We start from the raw sequence: 16126 nt of genomic DNA, 5'->3' as shown, positions 1-16126 counted from the left end.
ATAGCGGCGAACTTCAAGCTACGAGCTGCAAGAAAAAGCCAATCTGCTTTTACTTGCCGCTTGCAGCTGAAAGCTCGCAGCTGCTTCATTCATAGGCCTGCGTGGGCGGCGATGGCGGCGGCGATGGCCAGGGCCAGCTCTTCGGGTTTGCGCTTGATCGAGTAGTTGGTCAGTTCCGGGTGGCTTTCAACGAAGCTGGTGTTGAACTGGCCGCTACGGAATTCCGGGTTGCGCAGAATTTCCTGGTAGTACGCGGCGGTGGTCTTCACGCCCTGCAGACGCATGTCGTCGAGGGCGCGCAGGCCCCGGTCCATCGCCTCTTCCCAGGTCAGCGCCCAGACCACCAGTTTCAGGCACATCGAATCGTAGAACGGCGGAATGGTGTAGCCGGTGTAGATCGCCGTGTCGGTGCGCACGCCCGGGCCGCCGGGGGCGTAGTAACGGGTGATCTTGCCGAAGCTCGGCAGGAAGTTGTTCTTCGGGTCTTCGGCGTTGATACGGAACTGCAATGCAAAGCCACGGTGCTGGATGTCTTCCTGCTTCACCGACAGCGGCAGGCCGGAAGCGATGCGAATCTGTTCGCGGACGATGTCGATGCCAGTGATTTCTTCGGTGATGGTGTGTTCCACCTGCACCCGAGTATTCATTTCCATGAAGTACACCTCGCCCTCGGCGAGCAGAAACTCCACGGTGCCGGCGTTCTCGTAACCCACGGCTTTGGCCGCACGCACCGACAGGTCGCCGATGTAGGCGCGCTGTTCCGGGGTCAGTTGCGGGCTCGGCGCGATCTCGATCAGCTTCTGGTTGCGGCGCTGGATCGAGCAGTCACGCTCGAACAGGTGCACGACGTTGCCGAAGCTGTCGCCGAGGATCTGCGCTTCGATGTGCTTGGGATTGACGATGCATTTTTCCAGGAACACTTCCGCCGAACCGAACGCCTTGGTGGCCTCTGATATGACACGAGGGAAGTTCTGTTCGAGTTCTTCGCGGCTGTTGCAGCGACGGATACCGCGACCGCCACCACCGGAGGTGGCCTTGAGCATTACCGGGTAACCGATGCGGTCGCCTTCGACCAGGGCTTCTTCGATACCCGAGACATTGCCCTCGGTACCGGGCGTCACCGGTACGCCGGCCTTGATCATGCTGCGCCGCGCTTCGGTCTTGTCGCCCATGCGCCGGATGACTTCCGCCGAAGGGCCGATGAATTTGATGCCGCGCTCGGCGCAGATCTCCGCCAGCTCGGCGTTTTCCGAAAGAAAACCGTAGCCGGGGTGCAGCGCATCGCAGCCGGTTTCCACCGCCAGGTTCACCAGCTTGCGCGGGTTCAGGTAGCCGGCCAGCGGCTCGGCTCCGACGCTGTGGGCCTCGTCCGCACGCTTCACATGCAAGGCATGACGATCGGCATCGGAGAAAATCGCAACCGAGCGAATGCCCATTTCGGCGCAGGCTCGTACGATTCGTACGGCAATCTCACCACGGTTGGCGATCAGGATCTTTTTTATCACTTGGAGGTTCCCTTGAGCCGGTGGCACCACGACCTGCTAGACCCAGGTCGACGCGTGACCAAATGTTTCAATTCGGTCGCAGGTCCACACTAGCGCTGCCAAGGGATTAACAAAAATGAATAATAATTGGGTCATGCATAAGTAAACACTTATAGTCGAAATATCCGACCGCCAACCGAGCCCGAATAATATGCGTAAGTCATTGATGCGTATGACCTTGCGTCAACTGCAAATCTTCAATGAAGTGTGCGATCTGCGCTCCTACAGCCGCGCCGCCGAGGAAATGTCCCTCACACAACCGGCCGTCAGCCTACAGATTCGTCAGCTTGAAGAGCTGATCGGCCAGCCGCTATTCGATTATGTCGGCAAAAAACTCTACATGACCGAGGCGGCGGAAGCGCTTCAACGTGCCAGTCGCGACATTTTCGGGCGCCTGGAAAACCTCGATATGCAACTGTCGGACATGCAGGGATCACTGCAGGGCCAACTGAAACTGGCAGTGGAATCGAGCGCCAAATATTTTGTGCCGCACCTGTTCGCTGCGTTCAAGCGCCAGCATCCGGAAGTCAATTTGCAGCTGACCGTGGTCAACCGTGGCCAAGTCATTCGCCGTCTCTCGGACAACCGCGATGACTTGGTGATCATGTCGATGGTGCCGCAGGACATGGGCCTGGAGTTTCTGCCGTTTCTGAACAATCCGATTGTCGCCGTGGCGCGCCCGGATCACCCGCTGGCGCACATGGGCCCGTTGCGCTTGCAGGATCTGGAGCCGTATACGCTGCTGATCCGCGAGCCAGGCTCGGGCACGCGTCTGGCCTGCGAGGAATACTTCAAGGAAAAGCGCGTGCACTTCACCCAGATCCAGGAAGTGGCGTCCGCCGAAGCCCAGCGCGAATGCGTGTTGGCGGGTCTGGGCCTGGCGCTGTTGACGCGCCACGCCCTGAACCTGGAGCTGGCGACCGGCGGCCTGGTCGAGCTGCCGGTCGAAGAGTTGCCGCTGATGCGCAGCTGGTGTCTGGTGCAGGCCAAAGCCAAACGGCTGTCACCGGTGGCGCACGCCTTCCTGGCGTTTATCCGCAGCGAACGGGCGCAGATTATTGCGTTGGTTGAGCGTTTCGACGGGAAGCTGCGGGCGCTGCCTGCCAGTGAGTGATCTCGGGAAAATCGCCGATCTCGGCCTGAAGCTGGCGAAGTTCGAAGCGATCTTCAATTGCGCGGCGAAATTCCATGCGGCGCTGATCTTCCTGCTGACGACGGGTTTTCGCGGCGCTGTTGCGTTCTTCGTAGGGCTGAGCCATTTCGAGTCTCCCAGGGCGAGTACGGGAGTTTCACGATAGGCGTGGGGGATGACGGTTTGGCTGCGCGGGGATGACAATGTGATGAAATGTGCGCAGGGATGTGCTGTTGTTGAAGACGCTTTCGCGAGCAGGCTCGCTCCCACATTTGATCCCGTTATGACCCAGAATTTATGTTCTCAGGAGATCCCCTGTGGGAGCGAGCCTGCTCGCGAACAAGGTCGGAACGACCTTGCTCAATCATCCAGGGCTTTCACGGCTTTTGGAGACAAACGCAAACTGCGCAGACTGCGCTTGACGCTCTTGAGGTGATTGACCAGGCTCGGCCCGCGCGCCATGGCCACGCCCATCGCCAGAACGTCGATCACCACCAGGTGGGCGATACGCGAAGTCAGTGGTGTATAGATTTCGGTGTCTTCATGTACATCGATCGCGAGGTTCACCGTCGACAACTCCGCCAATGGCGTCTGGCTCGGGCACAGGGTGATCAGCGATGCCCCGCTCTCGCGAACAAGGTTTGCGGTGATCAACAAATCCTTTGAACGCCCCGACTGGGAAATACAGATCGCCACATCGGTGGGCTTCAGCGTCACCGCTGACATCGCCTGCATGTGCGGGTCGGAATACGCCGCCGCGGTCAACAGCAAACGGAAGAACTTGTGCTGTGCATCCGCTGCCACCGCACCGGAAGCACCGAAGCCGTAGAACTCGACACGCTGCGCTTGGGACATCAGCGTCACTGCGCGCTGCAACTCCACCGGGTCGAGTTTCTCGCGCACTTCCATCAGGGTGTGCAGCGTGGTGTCGAAAATCTTCAGGCTGTAGTCGGCGACGGAGTCGTCTTCGTGGATCGCGAACTGGCCGAAGCTGGCACCGGCGGCCAGGCTTTGCGCCAGTTTCAGTTTGAGATCCTGAAAGCCGGAACAACCGATCGCGCGGCAGAAGCGCACGATGGTCGGCTCGCTGATACCGACGCTGTGAGCCAGGTCGGCCATGGAACTGTGCATCACTGCCGCAGGGTCAAGCAGCACGTGGTCGGCGACCTTGAGCTCCGACTTGCGTAACAGGTGACGTGACTGGGCGATGTGTTGCAGCAGATTCAAGGGGCTGGACTCTTCTTGTGGGCAAGGATGTAGCAAGCTTGTAGTTATACTACATGAATGGGCATTTTGCCTGCTCAAAGCGTAACTCGATGTCCCGGCATCAGGCACGCTGAGCTGTATGTAGCCCTTACTGCGGATTTCCCTGATCGCGCAAAAGCCCGGCCAGACTGGCAGCGTCCACCGGCCGGCTGATCAGATAACCCTGCACCTCGTCGCAACGCTCCACGCGCAGAAATTCCAGCTGATCCTGCCGCTCAACGCCCTCTGCCACGACTTTCAGCGCCAGCCCGTGAGCCATGGCGATGATCGCGCGAGTGATCGCAGCGTCCGCACTGCCGACGCTCAAGCCGCGAATGAACGCCTGATCGATCTTCACGTAATCCACCGGAATTCGCTTGAGGTAACTCAACGAGGAATAACCGGTACCGAAATCATCGATCGCCAGTTTCACCCCCAGATCGCGCAGTTGCTGGAACGTCGCAATGATGTGTTCGACGCTGTCGAGCAAATGGCTTTCGGTCAATTCGAGCTCAAGGCAGTGCGGCGCCAGCCCGGTTTCTTCCAGCACCTGCCGCACCAGACTGACCAGCTTGCCCTGGCGCAGCTGATGCACCGACAGGTTCACCGACACGCGGATCGGCGCCAGGCCCTGGCGCTGCCATTCGCACGCCTGCCAGCACGCCTGACGCAAGACGAATTCACCGATCGGCCCGATCAGACCGGTCTCCTCGGCGAGGCCAATGAAATCCGCCGGCGGCACCTGGCCCATGCTCGGATGATCCCAGCGCACCAGCGCTTCAGCGGCATTCAGGCGACCGCTCTGCAGGCACAGTTTCGGTTGGTAGAACACGGTCAGCTGCCGTTCTTCAATAGCCCTGCGCAAGTGGTTTTCCAGCTGCAAGCGTTCGAGTGTGCTGGCCTGCAAGCTGTCGGTGAAGAACTGGAAATTGTTGCCGCCCAGATGTTTGGCGTGCTGCATGGCCATGTTCGCCTGGCTGACCAGCGCTGAAATCTCCCGCGCATTGTCCGGCAACAGGCTGATGCCCATGGAAGCGCTGACCACCAGTTCATGCCCGTCGACACTCAGCGGCAAACGCAGCTTGGCCGACAACCGCGTCGCCACCCGCGCCAGGCTCGACAGATTGCCGTAGGCATCGAACAGCACGGCAAATTCGTCACCGGACAGGCGCGCAATGGTGTCAGCTTCCGGCAAGGCATTGACCAGCCGCCGCGCCATCTTCTGCAGCAGCTGATCGGCGACTTCATGACCGAGGCTGTCATTGAGCAATTTGAAGCGATCCAGATTGATGTGCAGCAACGCCAGACTGCGGCGCCCGCCCTGCCGCACCCGCTGATGGGCTTCGTGCAGACGCTCGCGGAACAGTGCACGGTTGGCCAGGCCGGTGAGCTCGTCGTAATGGGTCAGATAGCGCATGCGCTCTTCCGATGCCCGCCGCGCCGAGAGATCGGCGAAGAAGCCGACGATATGGCTGACATTGCCGCGACTGTCGCGCACCGCATTGAGCTGCAGCCACTGCGGGTACAGCTCACCATTCTTGCGGGTTTCCACCAGTTCGCCCTGCCAACTGCCGTACTGCTCCAGCGCATGACGGATCGCCACGTAGTGACGACGGGCATCGCGGCTGCACGGCAACTCGACGACGTTGCGCCCAAGCATGTCGTCGATTTCGTAACCGCTGACACGGCTGAACGCCTGGTTGATCGCAATCAGCGCGTAGTCCGGGTCGAGAATCACGATGCCTTCGCTGGCTGCTTCGAACACCGTTGCCGCCAACCGCTGCTGCTCTTCGAGGTTTTTGCTGGCGCTGATATCGCGGCGGGTGCCGACCATGCGGATCACCCGGCCGCTGGCGCTGCGCTCCACGGCGCGACCACGGTCCTCGATCCACACCCAGTGGCCGTCGCCGTGGCGCAGGCGATATTCGACCTGATAATCCTCGGTGCGCCCTTTCAAATGCTCGACCAGGGCGAACTTGAGTGACGGCACGTCTTCGGGGTGCAGTCGCGGCTTGAGGTCGCGCAGCAGCGCGGTGACGTATTCCGGGGCGAGGCCGAACAGTTCCTGAATCTGTGTGTGGTGGACTTCGTCGGTCTGCAGGTTCCAGTCCCACAGCCCGAGCTCACTGGCCTTGAGCGCCAGCGCCAGGCGCGCTTCGCTTTTGCTCAGGGCCTGATTGGCCGCATCCAGTTCGCGGCTGCGCTGGGCCACGCGATTTTCAAGATCAACCTGTGCTTCACGCAATTGCGCCTCGGCACAGCGGCGCTGTTCGATCTCTTTGCCCAGCTCCTGATTGAGTTGTTCGCTGCGCGTTTGTGCTTGCTGCAAATGCTCGATCAGGTGCTGATTCTGAAAACGCCGGAGCAAGCCGCGATCAATCAGCCGATTGACCTGCCACGCCACCACGCTCAACGAACCGAGCAGGATCAGCCCCAGCCAGCCCCAGCCCCGGGCCTGATCGTCGCCGCCCCAGAACAGGTAGCCGATCGCTGGCAGCAGGCACGGCAAGGTAAACGAGAGAAACGCCGGCAGGCTCACCGCGTAGGCGACACTGGCCGACAGCGTCGCCGCGCCGATCAGGCCGAACACCCAGGCTTGCTGAATGAAATTGTCGGCGGGTACCAGAGCGATACCGGCTCCAGCCAGCGTCAGGCCGGTCATGGTCGAACCGAGCAAGAACATGCGGAACCAGATCGGCTGGGCCTGGCGATCGGGAATCGCCGAATCGAACGCGGCCACCTGAATCACCCGCAACGCGACCAGCGACAGCAGCCAGACCAGCCAGACGCTGACCACGAAGTAGCGCTGCGGGCTCCAGAGCAGAGCGGCGCAGACCAGACCGTTAATCAACATGAACAGCGTGGGCAACAACGAGCCCTGATACAGCAGACGCGTGCGCTCCACCGCCATTTCGACGGCATAGTGCTTGCGGATTAGCCGGGGCTCCACGGAGGGGCCCGACAGTTCGGCGCTGAGGGTCATGGGCAACGTTCTTGTTCTTATAAGGAGGGCGTGCGCCCGAAACGTGCACGGAGCATACACAAGCCGATCCCGTTGCCAAACTGCCGCGGATCACAATTTCAGGGATTTTTTCCGCCGCTTGCGCATGGAGGCAAGCCCTCAAGCGAGACGGGCCGAAGCCTGCAGCCAATGACCGACCGGTCGTCATCGGCAGCACTTTCATCGGCTAATGCAACACGCGGTTTGCCCGGGCCTGCGGCGCACCCTAGAATGCCCCGATGCGCGATGATCTCTCCCTTCTGCTGAACTCCCTCAACGATGCCCAACGCCAGGCCGTAGCGGCCCCCGTTGGCCGTCAGTTGGTCCTGGCCGGCGCCGGTTCCGGTAAAACCCGAGTGCTGGTGCACCGTATCGCCTGGTTGATCCAGGTCGAAAACGCCTCGCCTCACTCTATCCTGTCGGTGACCTTCACCAACAAGGCCGCTGCCGAGATGCGCCATCGCATCGAGCAGTTGCTGGGCATCAACCCGGCCGGCATGTGGGTCGGCACCTTCCACGGCCTCGCGCACCGCTTGCTGCGGGCGCATTGGCAGGAAGCGGGCCTGAGCCAGACCTTCCAGATTCTCGACAGCGATGACCAGCAGCGTCTGGTCAAACGGGTGATCCGCGAGCTGGGCCTGGACGAGCAACGCTGGCCGGCGCGACAGGCGCAGTGGTTCATCAACGGCCAGAAAGACGAAGGTCTGCGGCCGCAACACATTCAAGCCAGCGGCGACCTGTTCCTCGCCACCATGCGCGGCATCTACGAAGCCTACGAGGCAGCGTGCCTGCGGGCCGGCGTGATCGATTTCTCCGAACTGCTGCTGCGCGCCCTCGACCTGTGGCGTGATCACCCGGGCCTGCTGGCGCACTACCAAAAGCGCTTCCGGCATATTCTGGTCGACGAGTTCCAGGACACCAACGCCGTGCAGTACGCCTGGTTGCGCCTGCTCGGCAAGGGCGGCGACAGCCTGATGGTGGTCGGCGACGACGACCAGTCGATTTACGGCTGGCGCGGCGCGAAGATCGAAAACATTCATCAGTACTCTTCCGACTTCCCGGATTCCGAGACGATTCGTCTGGAGCAGAACTACCGCTCCACCGCTGGCATCCTCAAAGCCGCCAACGCGCTGATCGCCAACAACACCGGGCGTCTCGGTAAAGAGCTGTGGACCGACGGTGGCGACGGCGAAGCGATCAATCTGTACGCCGCGTTCAACGAACACGACGAAGCCCGTTACGTGGTGGAAACCATCGAAAGCGCGCTGAAAACGGGTCTGGCCCGTAACGATATCGCCATTCTGTACCGCTCCAACGCCCAGTCGCGGGTGCTTGAAGAAGCCCTGCTGCGCGAGCGCATCCCGTACCGCATCTATGGCGGTCAGCGCTTCTTCGAACGCGCGGAAATCAAGAACGCCATGGCCTATCTGCGTTTGCTTGAAGGTCGCGGCAACGATGCGGCGCTGGAACGGGTGATCAACGTACCGGCCCGTGGCATCGGTGAAAAAACCGTCGAAGCGATTCGCGAACATGCGCGACACAGCGATGTGTCGATGTGGGAAGCGATGCGCCAACTGGTCGCCAACAAAGGCCTGACCGGGCGCGCCGCGAGTGCGCTCGGTGCGTTTATCGAACTGATCGAGAACCTCGCTGCCAAGTGCGCCGAGATGCCGCTGCACCTGATGACGCAAACCGTCATCGAGCAATCCGGCCTCATCGCCTATCACGAAGCGGAAAAAGGCGAGAAAGGCCAGGCCCGGGTGGAAAACCTTGAAGAACTGGTCAGCGCCGCACGCAACTTCGAGAACACCGAAGAAGACGAAGAACTGACGCCACTGGCGGCGTTCCTCGGCCACGCATCGCTGGAGGCCGGCGACACTCAGGCCGACGAGCACGAAGACAGCGTTCAGCTGATGACCCTGCACAGCGCCAAAGGCCTGGAATTCCCTTACGTGTTCCTGGTGGGCATGGAGGAAGGCCTGTTCCCGCACAAGATGAGCCTGGAAGAACCGGGGCGTCTCGAGGAAGAACGGCGTCTGGCTTACGTCGGTATCACCCGGGCGATGCAGAATCTGGTGATGACCTACGCGGAAACCCGGCGCCTGTACGGCAGCGAAACCTACAACAAGGTGTCGCGTTTCGTCCGCGAAGTGCCCAAAGGCCTGATTCAGGAAGTGCGCCTGTCCAACAGCGTCAGCCGTCCGTTCGGCGGCAACCAGTCGATGAGCGGCAGCAATCTGTTCAGCGGCAGCGAGATCCCGGAAACCGGTCTTGTGCTCGGTCAGGCTGTACGTCACTCGATCTTCGGCGAAGGGGTGATCCTCAATTTCGAAGGTTCCGGCGCCCAGGCCCGGGTGCAGGTGAACTTCAGCGAAGGCAGCAAGTGGCTGATGCTCGGTTATGCCAAGCTGGAAGCGATCTAACCACCGGCACTGAACCCCTGTGGGCGCGAGCCTGCTCGCGGAAAGCGCTGTGTCCATCAAGCATTCATTTGCCTGACACGGCGCCTTCGCGAGCAGGCTCGCTCCCACAGGTTATGCGACGCAAGTGCATCAATCCCTCTGAACCTATCGCCTTTTCCTACAGACAAAAGTACATCGACTGATTGCCTCGCCAAGCTGAACGCGACCTGTCAGGCAAAAGCCCGAAACACTCTCTCGCTAGCCAGTAACACTTCAGCTGTGCAACATGGCGCGCGTGTCTCCACAAAACGGGAATACCCTTTATGAAACGTTTTCTTAGCATCGCCATGGCGTTGTGCATCGGCCTGACGATGAGCCTCGACGCCAACGCCAAGCGCTTTGGTGGTGGCAAAAGCGCCGGCGCTGCGCCGACGCACCAGACCAGCCAGATGGCTCCTTCTTCTCCTGGCGTGGGCGGCGCAGCAGCGACCGCTGGCGCTGCCGGTGCTGCTGGCGCCGCGGCCAAGGCCGGCGGTGCTTCGCGCTGGCTCGGCCCACTGGCGGGTATTGCCGCCGGTGGCCTGCTCGCATCGATGTTCATGGGCGACGGCTTCCAGGGCATGCAGATCTTCGACATCCTGATCATGGCCCTGATCGCGTTCGTGATCTTCCGCTTCATCGCCGCCCGTCGTCGCAAGCAGCAGGAGCAATTCGCTCCGGCCGGCGCGCCGATGCAGCGTGAAGTGTTCGAGCAGAAGCCTGCCGCCATGGGTTCGATCTTCGGTGGTTCGGCTGCTCCGGTTGCCGCCCGTCCAGTGATCAATGCACCGGCCTGGTTCAACGAACAGCGCTTCCTTGAAGCTGCGCGCAGCCACTTCCAGTCGCTGCAGCAGCACTGGGACGCCAACGAAATGGACAAGATCGCCGAGTTCGTGACCCCGCAAATGCTTGAGTTCCTCAAGCGTGAGCGTGCGGATCTGGGCGACGGCTTCCAGTCGACCTACATCGACAACCTGCAGGTGCAACTGGACGGCGTCGACGATCGTGCCGACAAGACCATCGCCACCCTGACCTTCACCGGCGTGTCGAAAACCTCGCGTTTCGACCAGGGCGAAGTGTTCAGCGAAAGCTGGAACATGGAACGTCCGCAGGGCGACAACCAGCCTTGGCTGGTCGCCGGTATCCGCCAGAACGGCTGATCCCTGCTGCGCTTCACTTGCGGTAACAGAACCCCGGCCTCGGCCGGGGTTTTTCATTTCACGGTTGCATCTATAGCGAGCTACTGTATAAACCGGCCCATATAAACCGCGCCATTCAAGCAAGAGGATCCCGGACGTGGAAGAAATCATCGAACAACTGCGCGAAGCCAACGAACCCGTGCCGGTTCCATTGGAATTGCCTGACGAAGACCAATTGGTGGAGATCGAAGAAGAACTCTTCATCAACATTCCGTTCGTCTTCAAAGAGTTTTTGCTGACCGTCAGCGACGTGGTCTATGGCAGCCTCGAGCCGGTAACCGTCACCGACCCGCAATCGCACACTTACCTGCCGGACGTTGCCGCTAATGCCTGGGACGCCGGCGTGCCGCGCGACCTGATTCCGATCTGCCAGGACGGCGACAATTACTACTGCGTTGAAGAAGACGGCACCGTGGTGCTGTGGTCCGGCGAAGAAGAGCTGATCACCGAAGAATCATGGGAATCGGTGTGGCACTGGGCGCGGGACGTCTGGCTGGAAAGCTGAGCCGCCAGACGCCCCTGAGGGTCAATGCCCCGACGACTCCTTGTGGTTGTCGAGGGTTTCCAGCAGCGCCACCTGCATGCGCGTATGCACGCGGATGAACCAGCGCCACAGCAGCGCCGCTACGGCGGCCGCCACGACGGCGATCAGCACCAGCAGCTTGTTGGTCGGCAGGATACTGGCCGACAAGGCTGCCAACAGCAGGAAAATCACCAGCAGCGAGAGAATCGGGATCACTTCGGCGATCACCCGGCGCACTCGCTGCGTGTGACGCCCGGCCATCTCCGGCTTGACGCCCATCTCCGCCAGCAGCATCGACAGCGCCTTGAGCTTGCGATAAGCCGCAATCAGGAACGGTAGCGAGACCAGCAACGCCCCGCCCCAGATCAGTGCCTTCTGCCAGCTCGGATCGCTGATCCAGTCCTGCAGCCACAACGACATGCGCTCGGCGAAGTATGCGCCGGCAAAGAAGATCGCAATCACCAGTGCCAGATTGACCCCGACCTGCAACAGGATCCGCCGGATCATCGACGCCAGCAGCGCGCCCTCCCCTTGCGGCTGAATACTGCGCAACCATTCACCATACATGCCGAGCACCCGCCCGAGCCGCTTGGGCACGGCCGCCGAGAGTTTGATCGACAGCGGGTCCGCCGCGCGGATCAGATACGGCGTCAGCAGTGTGGTGATCACCGAAACGGCTACAGCGACCGGGTAGAGGAAGTTGCTGGTCACCTGCAAGGTCATGCCCAGCGCGGCGATGATGAAGGAAAATTCGCCAATCTGTGACAGCCCCATGCCGACCCGTAGCGAGGTTCGTCCGTCGTTGCCAGCGATAAACGCACCGAGGCCGCAGGACAACATCTTGCCGAGCACCACGGCCACCGTAATGACCGCAATCGGCCAGGCGTATTCGATGAGAATCAGCGGGTCGAGCATCAGCCCGATCGCGACAAAAAAGATCGCACTGAACAAGTCGCGAACCGGCTCGACCAGTCGTTCGATTTTCAACAGTTGCCGAGACTCGGCCATGATCGCGCCGATCAGGAAAGCGCCGAGCACCATGCTGTATTCGAGCTTGACCACCAGCAGGCAGAAGCCGAAACACAGGCCGAGCACGGTGATCAGCAGCATCTCGTTGCTTTCGAACTTCGCCACATAAGCCAGCAAACGCGGCACCAGCAGAATGCCGATGACCAGCGCGACGATCATGAACAGCGACAGCTTGCCGACCGTGGAAAACACCTCCCCTGAACTCACGGTGCCACTGACGGCGATGCTCGACAGCAGCGCGATGATGCCGATGCCAAGGATGTCCTCGACAATCAGCACACCGAAGATCAACTGCGCAAAGCGCTCGTTTTTCATCTTCAGGTCATTCAGCGCTTTGACGATGATGGTGGTTGAGGAAATCGCCAGAATCGCTCCGAGGAACAACGAATCCATAGTGCTCCAGTCGAACCAGCGGCCGATCTCGTAGCCGATCCAGATCATCAGGATGATCTCGAGGAACGCGGCAATGAACGCCGTCGCCCCGACCTTGAACAACTTGCGCAGGCTGAACTCCAGGCCGAGGCAGAACATCAGGAAAATCACCCCGAGTTCGGCCAGGGTCTTGATGGTTTCTTCGTCGTGGATCAGGCCGAACGGCGGTGTGTGCGGGCCGATGATAAAGCCGGCAACGATGTAGCCGAGTACCACAGGCTGCTTGAAACGGTGGAACAGCACGGTCACCACGCCTGCGACCAGCATGATCACTGCCAGGTCCTGAATAAAACTGATGGCATGCATGGCGTGGGCTCCTTGATGACGAGGCGCGCGGACAGACGTCAGTGCGTTCTGCGCGTGCAGGGTAAAATCCGCTTTTGATGTAGGAATTGCCCTTGGGCAGGGCTTTTGCAGGTTAACACCGCGACTTCGCTCTGGAAGCCGGTGCAATATATGGAAACAGATCGCTACCGGCGTGACGGCGGCCCGCCGCGCGGCGTCCCGATAACGGTGCTTATTGAAAAGCCACCAGGTGCCCGCAGAGGCGCTTCCTGCTATCAGCCTTGATCCGTGAGAACGTTATGGAACCCGGAAACGCCCAGCTGTCGATGACGGTACTGATGACCCCCGACATGGCCAACTTCTCTGGCAATGTCCACGGCGGCACCCTGCTCAAATACCTCGACGAAGTGGCCTACGCTTGCGCCAGCCGTTATGCCGGGCGCTACGTGGTAACGCTTTCGGTGGATCAGGTGATTTTCCGCGAGCCGATTCATGTCGGCGAACTGGTGACGTTCCTGGCCTCGGTCAACTACACCGGCAACACGTCGATGGAAGTCGGTATCAAAGTCGTCACCGAAAACATTCGCGAACGCTCGGTGCGCCACACCAACAGCTGCTTCTTCACCATGGTCGCGGTGGATGATCAGCGCAAGCCGGCCGCCGTGCCGCCGCTGCAACCGCAGAACAGCGAAGACAAACGCCGCTTCATGCAGGCGCAGCAGCGCCGGCAGATTCGCCAGGAGCTGGAGAAGCGTTATCAGGAGATCAAGGGCGACGCCTGATCAGCCTTGATTGATGTTGCCTGACAAATGGCTTTCGCGAGCAGGCTCGCTCCCACATTTGGAATGCATTCTTCCTGTGGGAGCGAGCCTGCTCGCGAATAAAGACGACCCGGTCTCAGAGACTGATCGCTGTAGCCTCGAATTTCACCCGCGGATGCGCAATGCGATCCTGCGCCCGCACCAGTTGCAGCTCATAACTGGCGCACGCCTGGGTTTCCAGCAAGACCTCATGCACCGCCGCTGCGGTGAATTCGAACGCTGCCAGCAGGCTGTCGCCCAGCAGCACCCGTGCCAGGAACAGACCAGAGGTCAGATCGCCGACGCCCACTGGCTGACGCGGAAACGCCAGCAACGGACGGCGCAGATGCCAGCTGCCCTCGGCGGTCACCAGCAGCATTTCAAAACCATCCGCCGGCTTGCCCGGGTAATCCAGATGCTTGACCAGCACCGCTTTCGGCCCCCGCGCCAGCAGCGTCCGAGCCATCGCCAGGCAATCGAACAACGACTGCGGCTTGCGCCCGGAAAAGCTGTCCAGCTCCAACTGGTTCGGACACATGATGTCCGCCACAGCAGCAGCCTCATCGAGCAGAAAGTCGCTGACTTCCGTCGGCACACTGCAGCCCTTCTCCGGATGGCCCATCACCGGATCACACAGGTACAGCATCTTTGGATTGACCGCTTTGATCCGCGCCACGCCGCTGAGAATTGCCCGACCCTGCGCGGCGCTGCCGAGGTAGCCGGAGAGCACCGCGTCGCAGTTGCCCAGCTCGCCAATCGCGGCGATGCCTTCGATCAGCTCGGGAATCTGCTGTGGCGCCAGCACTTCACCGGCCCACTGACCATACTGGGTGTGGTTGGAGAACTGCACGGTATTGAGCGGCCAGACGTTGACCCCGACGCGCTGCATCGGAAAAACCGCAGCGCTGTTGCCGGCGTGGCCAAACACCACGTGGGACTGGATGGCGAGCAGATGAGGCGTACGTTTCATTCGGGTCATTCCGTAAAACGATTGAAATTCAAGCCGCGCAGTATGCGACGAAACACAGCCTGTACGACAGACCGGCGAGACAGTTAAGCTGACGCCATCATTTGGAGTTCGATGTAGATGCTGACCCTGGAAAACATCTTCGTGCTGATGCTGTTCGCCGCTGCCGGTGCCTGGCTATGGCACAACCACGGCCTGCGCGAGCGCGCGCTGGAGCGGGTCAAGCAGCATTGCACCAATGTCGGCGTCGAGCTGCTGGACGGTAACGTCGCGCTGAAAAAAATCGGTTTGATCAAGGATGCCAACGGTCGCCGACGACTGGCGCGGGTCTACAACTTCGAGTTCACCGTGACCGGCGAAAGCCGCCATAACGGCACCGTCACCCAGTTCGGCGCGCACAGTGCGCAGATTGAACTGGCGCCCTACCCGGCGCCGTTCGACGACACACCGCCGGTGGTCGAAGTGCACAAGCCTCGCGCGGAAGTCATCGAGCTGAGCCAGTGGCGCCAGGAACATACCAAGTGGAAGCCTTGAGCTGACTCACTGAATCCGGCATGCAGCCAAATCGATCTTCAGCTGTTCGATGTTCTGCGGCTCGGCAAAGATCAGCTCGATTCTTGAGTCTTTACGCCATTCGCTGGCTTGCCAACTCAGCTCGGCATGCTCCAGCGCATTGCCCGAAACCCAGCCATCCGTGCTGTGGATAACCAGTTTCGCCCGCTTCCAGTCCAGCGCGCTCAGCCAATAGGCGATGCGTGCTTGATCAAATACCTGCCGCGGATGCCAGCGCCAACCGATGCTCCACCCACCCTCCTGCGCCTGACTCAGGCAAATCGGTTCGGCCGGATCGCCCCAGACCGCTGGCAGCTGTGCCAATCCAGTGGGCAGCGGCAGGTTACCTGCGCCTTCGTTTGCTTTTGCTTTCAGCCCCGGCAGCTCGCTCAGAGATAGCTGGGCTTGCTGCGTCCAGATCAGCCTGACGGGCGGCAACTGGCTGGCGATTTTCTCTCGAACCGCTTCATCGAGATCTTCCGCCTTGTTCAACAACAGCAAACCCGCGCTGGCCAACGCTTGCTGCTGGGCGTCCGGCAAGGCTCTACCCGCGTGCAATGCCTGAGCGTCCAGAACCAGCACACAGGGCTGAACCGCCAGCACGCCCAGCCACGGCGCCTCGTTCAATTGCTTGAGCAACTGCGCCGGATGGCCCAGCCCGGATGGCTCGATAAACAGTCGATCTGGCCTGGCCTTGCGCAGCAGGCGGCCGAGGCCGATCTGGAATGGCGCGCCATTGACGCAACACAGGCAGCCCCCGGCCACCTCGCCCAGTGCGATACCATCGGCGTCATTCGTCAGCAATGCTGCATCCAGACCGATCTGGCCGAACTCGTTGATCAGCACCGCCCAGCGTTCATCCGCAGGCCGTTGCGCCAGCAACTGGCGAATCAGGCTGGTCTTGCCGGCGCCCAACGGGCCGGCGATGACGTGGGTCGGAATGTTCTGCAACATGGCGGGTACTTTCTGCGGACAG

The 16126-nt window shown here is 60.9% G+C and carries 13 protein-coding genes; 6 read left to right on the top strand and 7 right to left on the bottom strand.

Going from position 1 to position 16126, the window contains the following annotated elements:
* Positions 1-89: 89 nt before the first annotated feature.
* Entirely contained in the window at positions 90-1505 is a 1416-nt protein-coding gene (locus tag ACMYUN_RS15100; RefSeq protein ID WP_024014853.1) for an acetyl-CoA carboxylase biotin carboxylase subunit, read from the bottom strand.
* A gap of 190 nt (positions 1506-1695) precedes the next feature.
* Between ACMYUN_RS15100 and ACMYUN_RS15095 the strand changes: the two genes are divergently transcribed.
* The gene (locus ACMYUN_RS15095; protein WP_415761033.1) at positions 1696-2658 is read left to right on the top strand and encodes a LysR family transcriptional regulator; all 963 of its coding nucleotides are present in this window, start codon (positions 1696-1698) and stop codon (positions 2656-2658) included.
* Here the strand turns inward: ACMYUN_RS15095 and ACMYUN_RS15090 are convergent.
* From ACMYUN_RS15090 to ACMYUN_RS15080, 3 genes are all read right to left on the bottom strand, one after another.
* Positions 2600-2803 (bottom strand): PA3496 family putative envelope integrity protein, encoded by a 204-nt coding sequence (locus tag ACMYUN_RS15090; RefSeq protein WP_080769340.1) that lies wholly within the window; start codon positions 2801-2803, stop codon positions 2600-2602. The genes ACMYUN_RS15095 and ACMYUN_RS15090 overlap by 59 nt on opposite strands.
* A gap of 233 nt (positions 2804-3036) precedes the next feature.
* Positions 3037-3903 carry a transcriptional regulator HexR gene (gene hexR / locus ACMYUN_RS15085; protein WP_007962240.1) on the bottom strand — a complete coding sequence of 289 codons (867 nt, stop codon included), beginning with the start codon at positions 3901-3903 and terminating at the stop codon, positions 3037-3039.
* Between the two features lie 127 nt (positions 3904-4030).
* The gene (locus tag ACMYUN_RS15080; protein ID WP_129997987.1) at positions 4031-6904 is read right to left on the bottom strand and encodes a GGDEF domain-containing phosphodiesterase; all 2874 of its coding nucleotides are present in this window, start codon (positions 6902-6904) and stop codon (positions 4031-4033) included.
* A 257-nt stretch (positions 6905-7161) separates the two neighbouring features.
* On the opposite strand from ACMYUN_RS15080, the gene uvrD reads away from it, so the two are divergent.
* The 3 genes from uvrD (at position 7162) to ACMYUN_RS15065 (ending at position 11067) form a co-directional block, all read left to right on the top strand.
* Entirely contained in the window at positions 7162-9345 is a 2184-nt protein-coding gene (uvrD, locus tag ACMYUN_RS15075; protein ID WP_415761032.1) for a DNA helicase II, read from the top strand.
* 302 nt (positions 9346-9647) lie between these two features.
* The gene (locus ACMYUN_RS15070) at positions 9648-10523 is read left to right on the top strand and encodes a Tim44 domain-containing protein (protein ID WP_039757261.1); all 876 of its coding nucleotides are present in this window, start codon (positions 9648-9650) and stop codon (positions 10521-10523) included.
* 136 nt (positions 10524-10659) lie between these two features.
* Positions 10660-11067, top strand: coding sequence for an SMI1/KNR4 family protein (locus ACMYUN_RS15065; protein WP_024164487.1), 408 nt, complete (start codon positions 10660-10662; stop codon positions 11065-11067).
* A 21-nt stretch (positions 11068-11088) separates the two neighbouring features.
* Here the strand turns inward: ACMYUN_RS15065 and ACMYUN_RS15060 are convergent, their stop codons facing one another.
* Entirely contained in the window at positions 11089-12852 is a 1764-nt protein-coding gene (locus tag ACMYUN_RS15060) for a cation:proton antiporter (protein WP_039757259.1), read from the bottom strand.
* Between the two features lie 278 nt (positions 12853-13130).
* Here ACMYUN_RS15060 and ACMYUN_RS15055 point away from each other — a divergent pair, with 278 nt between their 5' ends.
* The gene (locus ACMYUN_RS15055; RefSeq protein ID WP_016772447.1) at positions 13131-13613 is read left to right on the top strand and encodes an acyl-CoA thioesterase; all 483 of its coding nucleotides are present in this window, start codon (positions 13131-13133) and stop codon (positions 13611-13613) included.
* A gap of 115 nt (positions 13614-13728) precedes the next feature.
* Here the strand turns inward: ACMYUN_RS15055 and pdxY are convergent, their stop codons facing one another.
* Complete coding sequence (pdxY, locus tag ACMYUN_RS15050) at positions 13729-14601, bottom strand: pyridoxal kinase PdxY (protein ID WP_415761031.1); 873 nt, start codon at positions 14599-14601, stop codon at positions 13729-13731.
* A gap of 117 nt (positions 14602-14718) precedes the next feature.
* Here pdxY and ACMYUN_RS15045 point away from each other — a divergent pair, with 117 nt between their 5' ends.
* The gene (locus ACMYUN_RS15045) at positions 14719-15132 is read left to right on the top strand and encodes a DUF3301 domain-containing protein (protein WP_076564658.1); all 414 of its coding nucleotides are present in this window, start codon (positions 14719-14721) and stop codon (positions 15130-15132) included.
* Positions 15133-15138: 6 nt separating this feature from the next.
* Here ACMYUN_RS15045 and ACMYUN_RS15040 read toward each other — a convergent pair whose 3' ends face one another.
* Positions 15139-16104: a CobW family GTP-binding protein gene (locus ACMYUN_RS15040; protein WP_415761030.1), complete on the bottom strand. Its 966-nt coding sequence runs from the start codon at positions 16102-16104 to the stop codon at positions 15139-15141.
* Positions 16105-16126 lie beyond the last annotated feature (22 nt).

Source organism: Pseudomonas sp. CP4, assembly GCF_047758505.1.
Lineage (GTDB): Bacteria > Pseudomonadota > Gammaproteobacteria > Pseudomonadales > Pseudomonadaceae > Aquipseudomonas > Aquipseudomonas fluorescens_AO.
The sequence above is the reverse complement of the archived record's forward strand: the minus strand, read 5'-3'. Positions and strand labels throughout refer to the sequence as shown.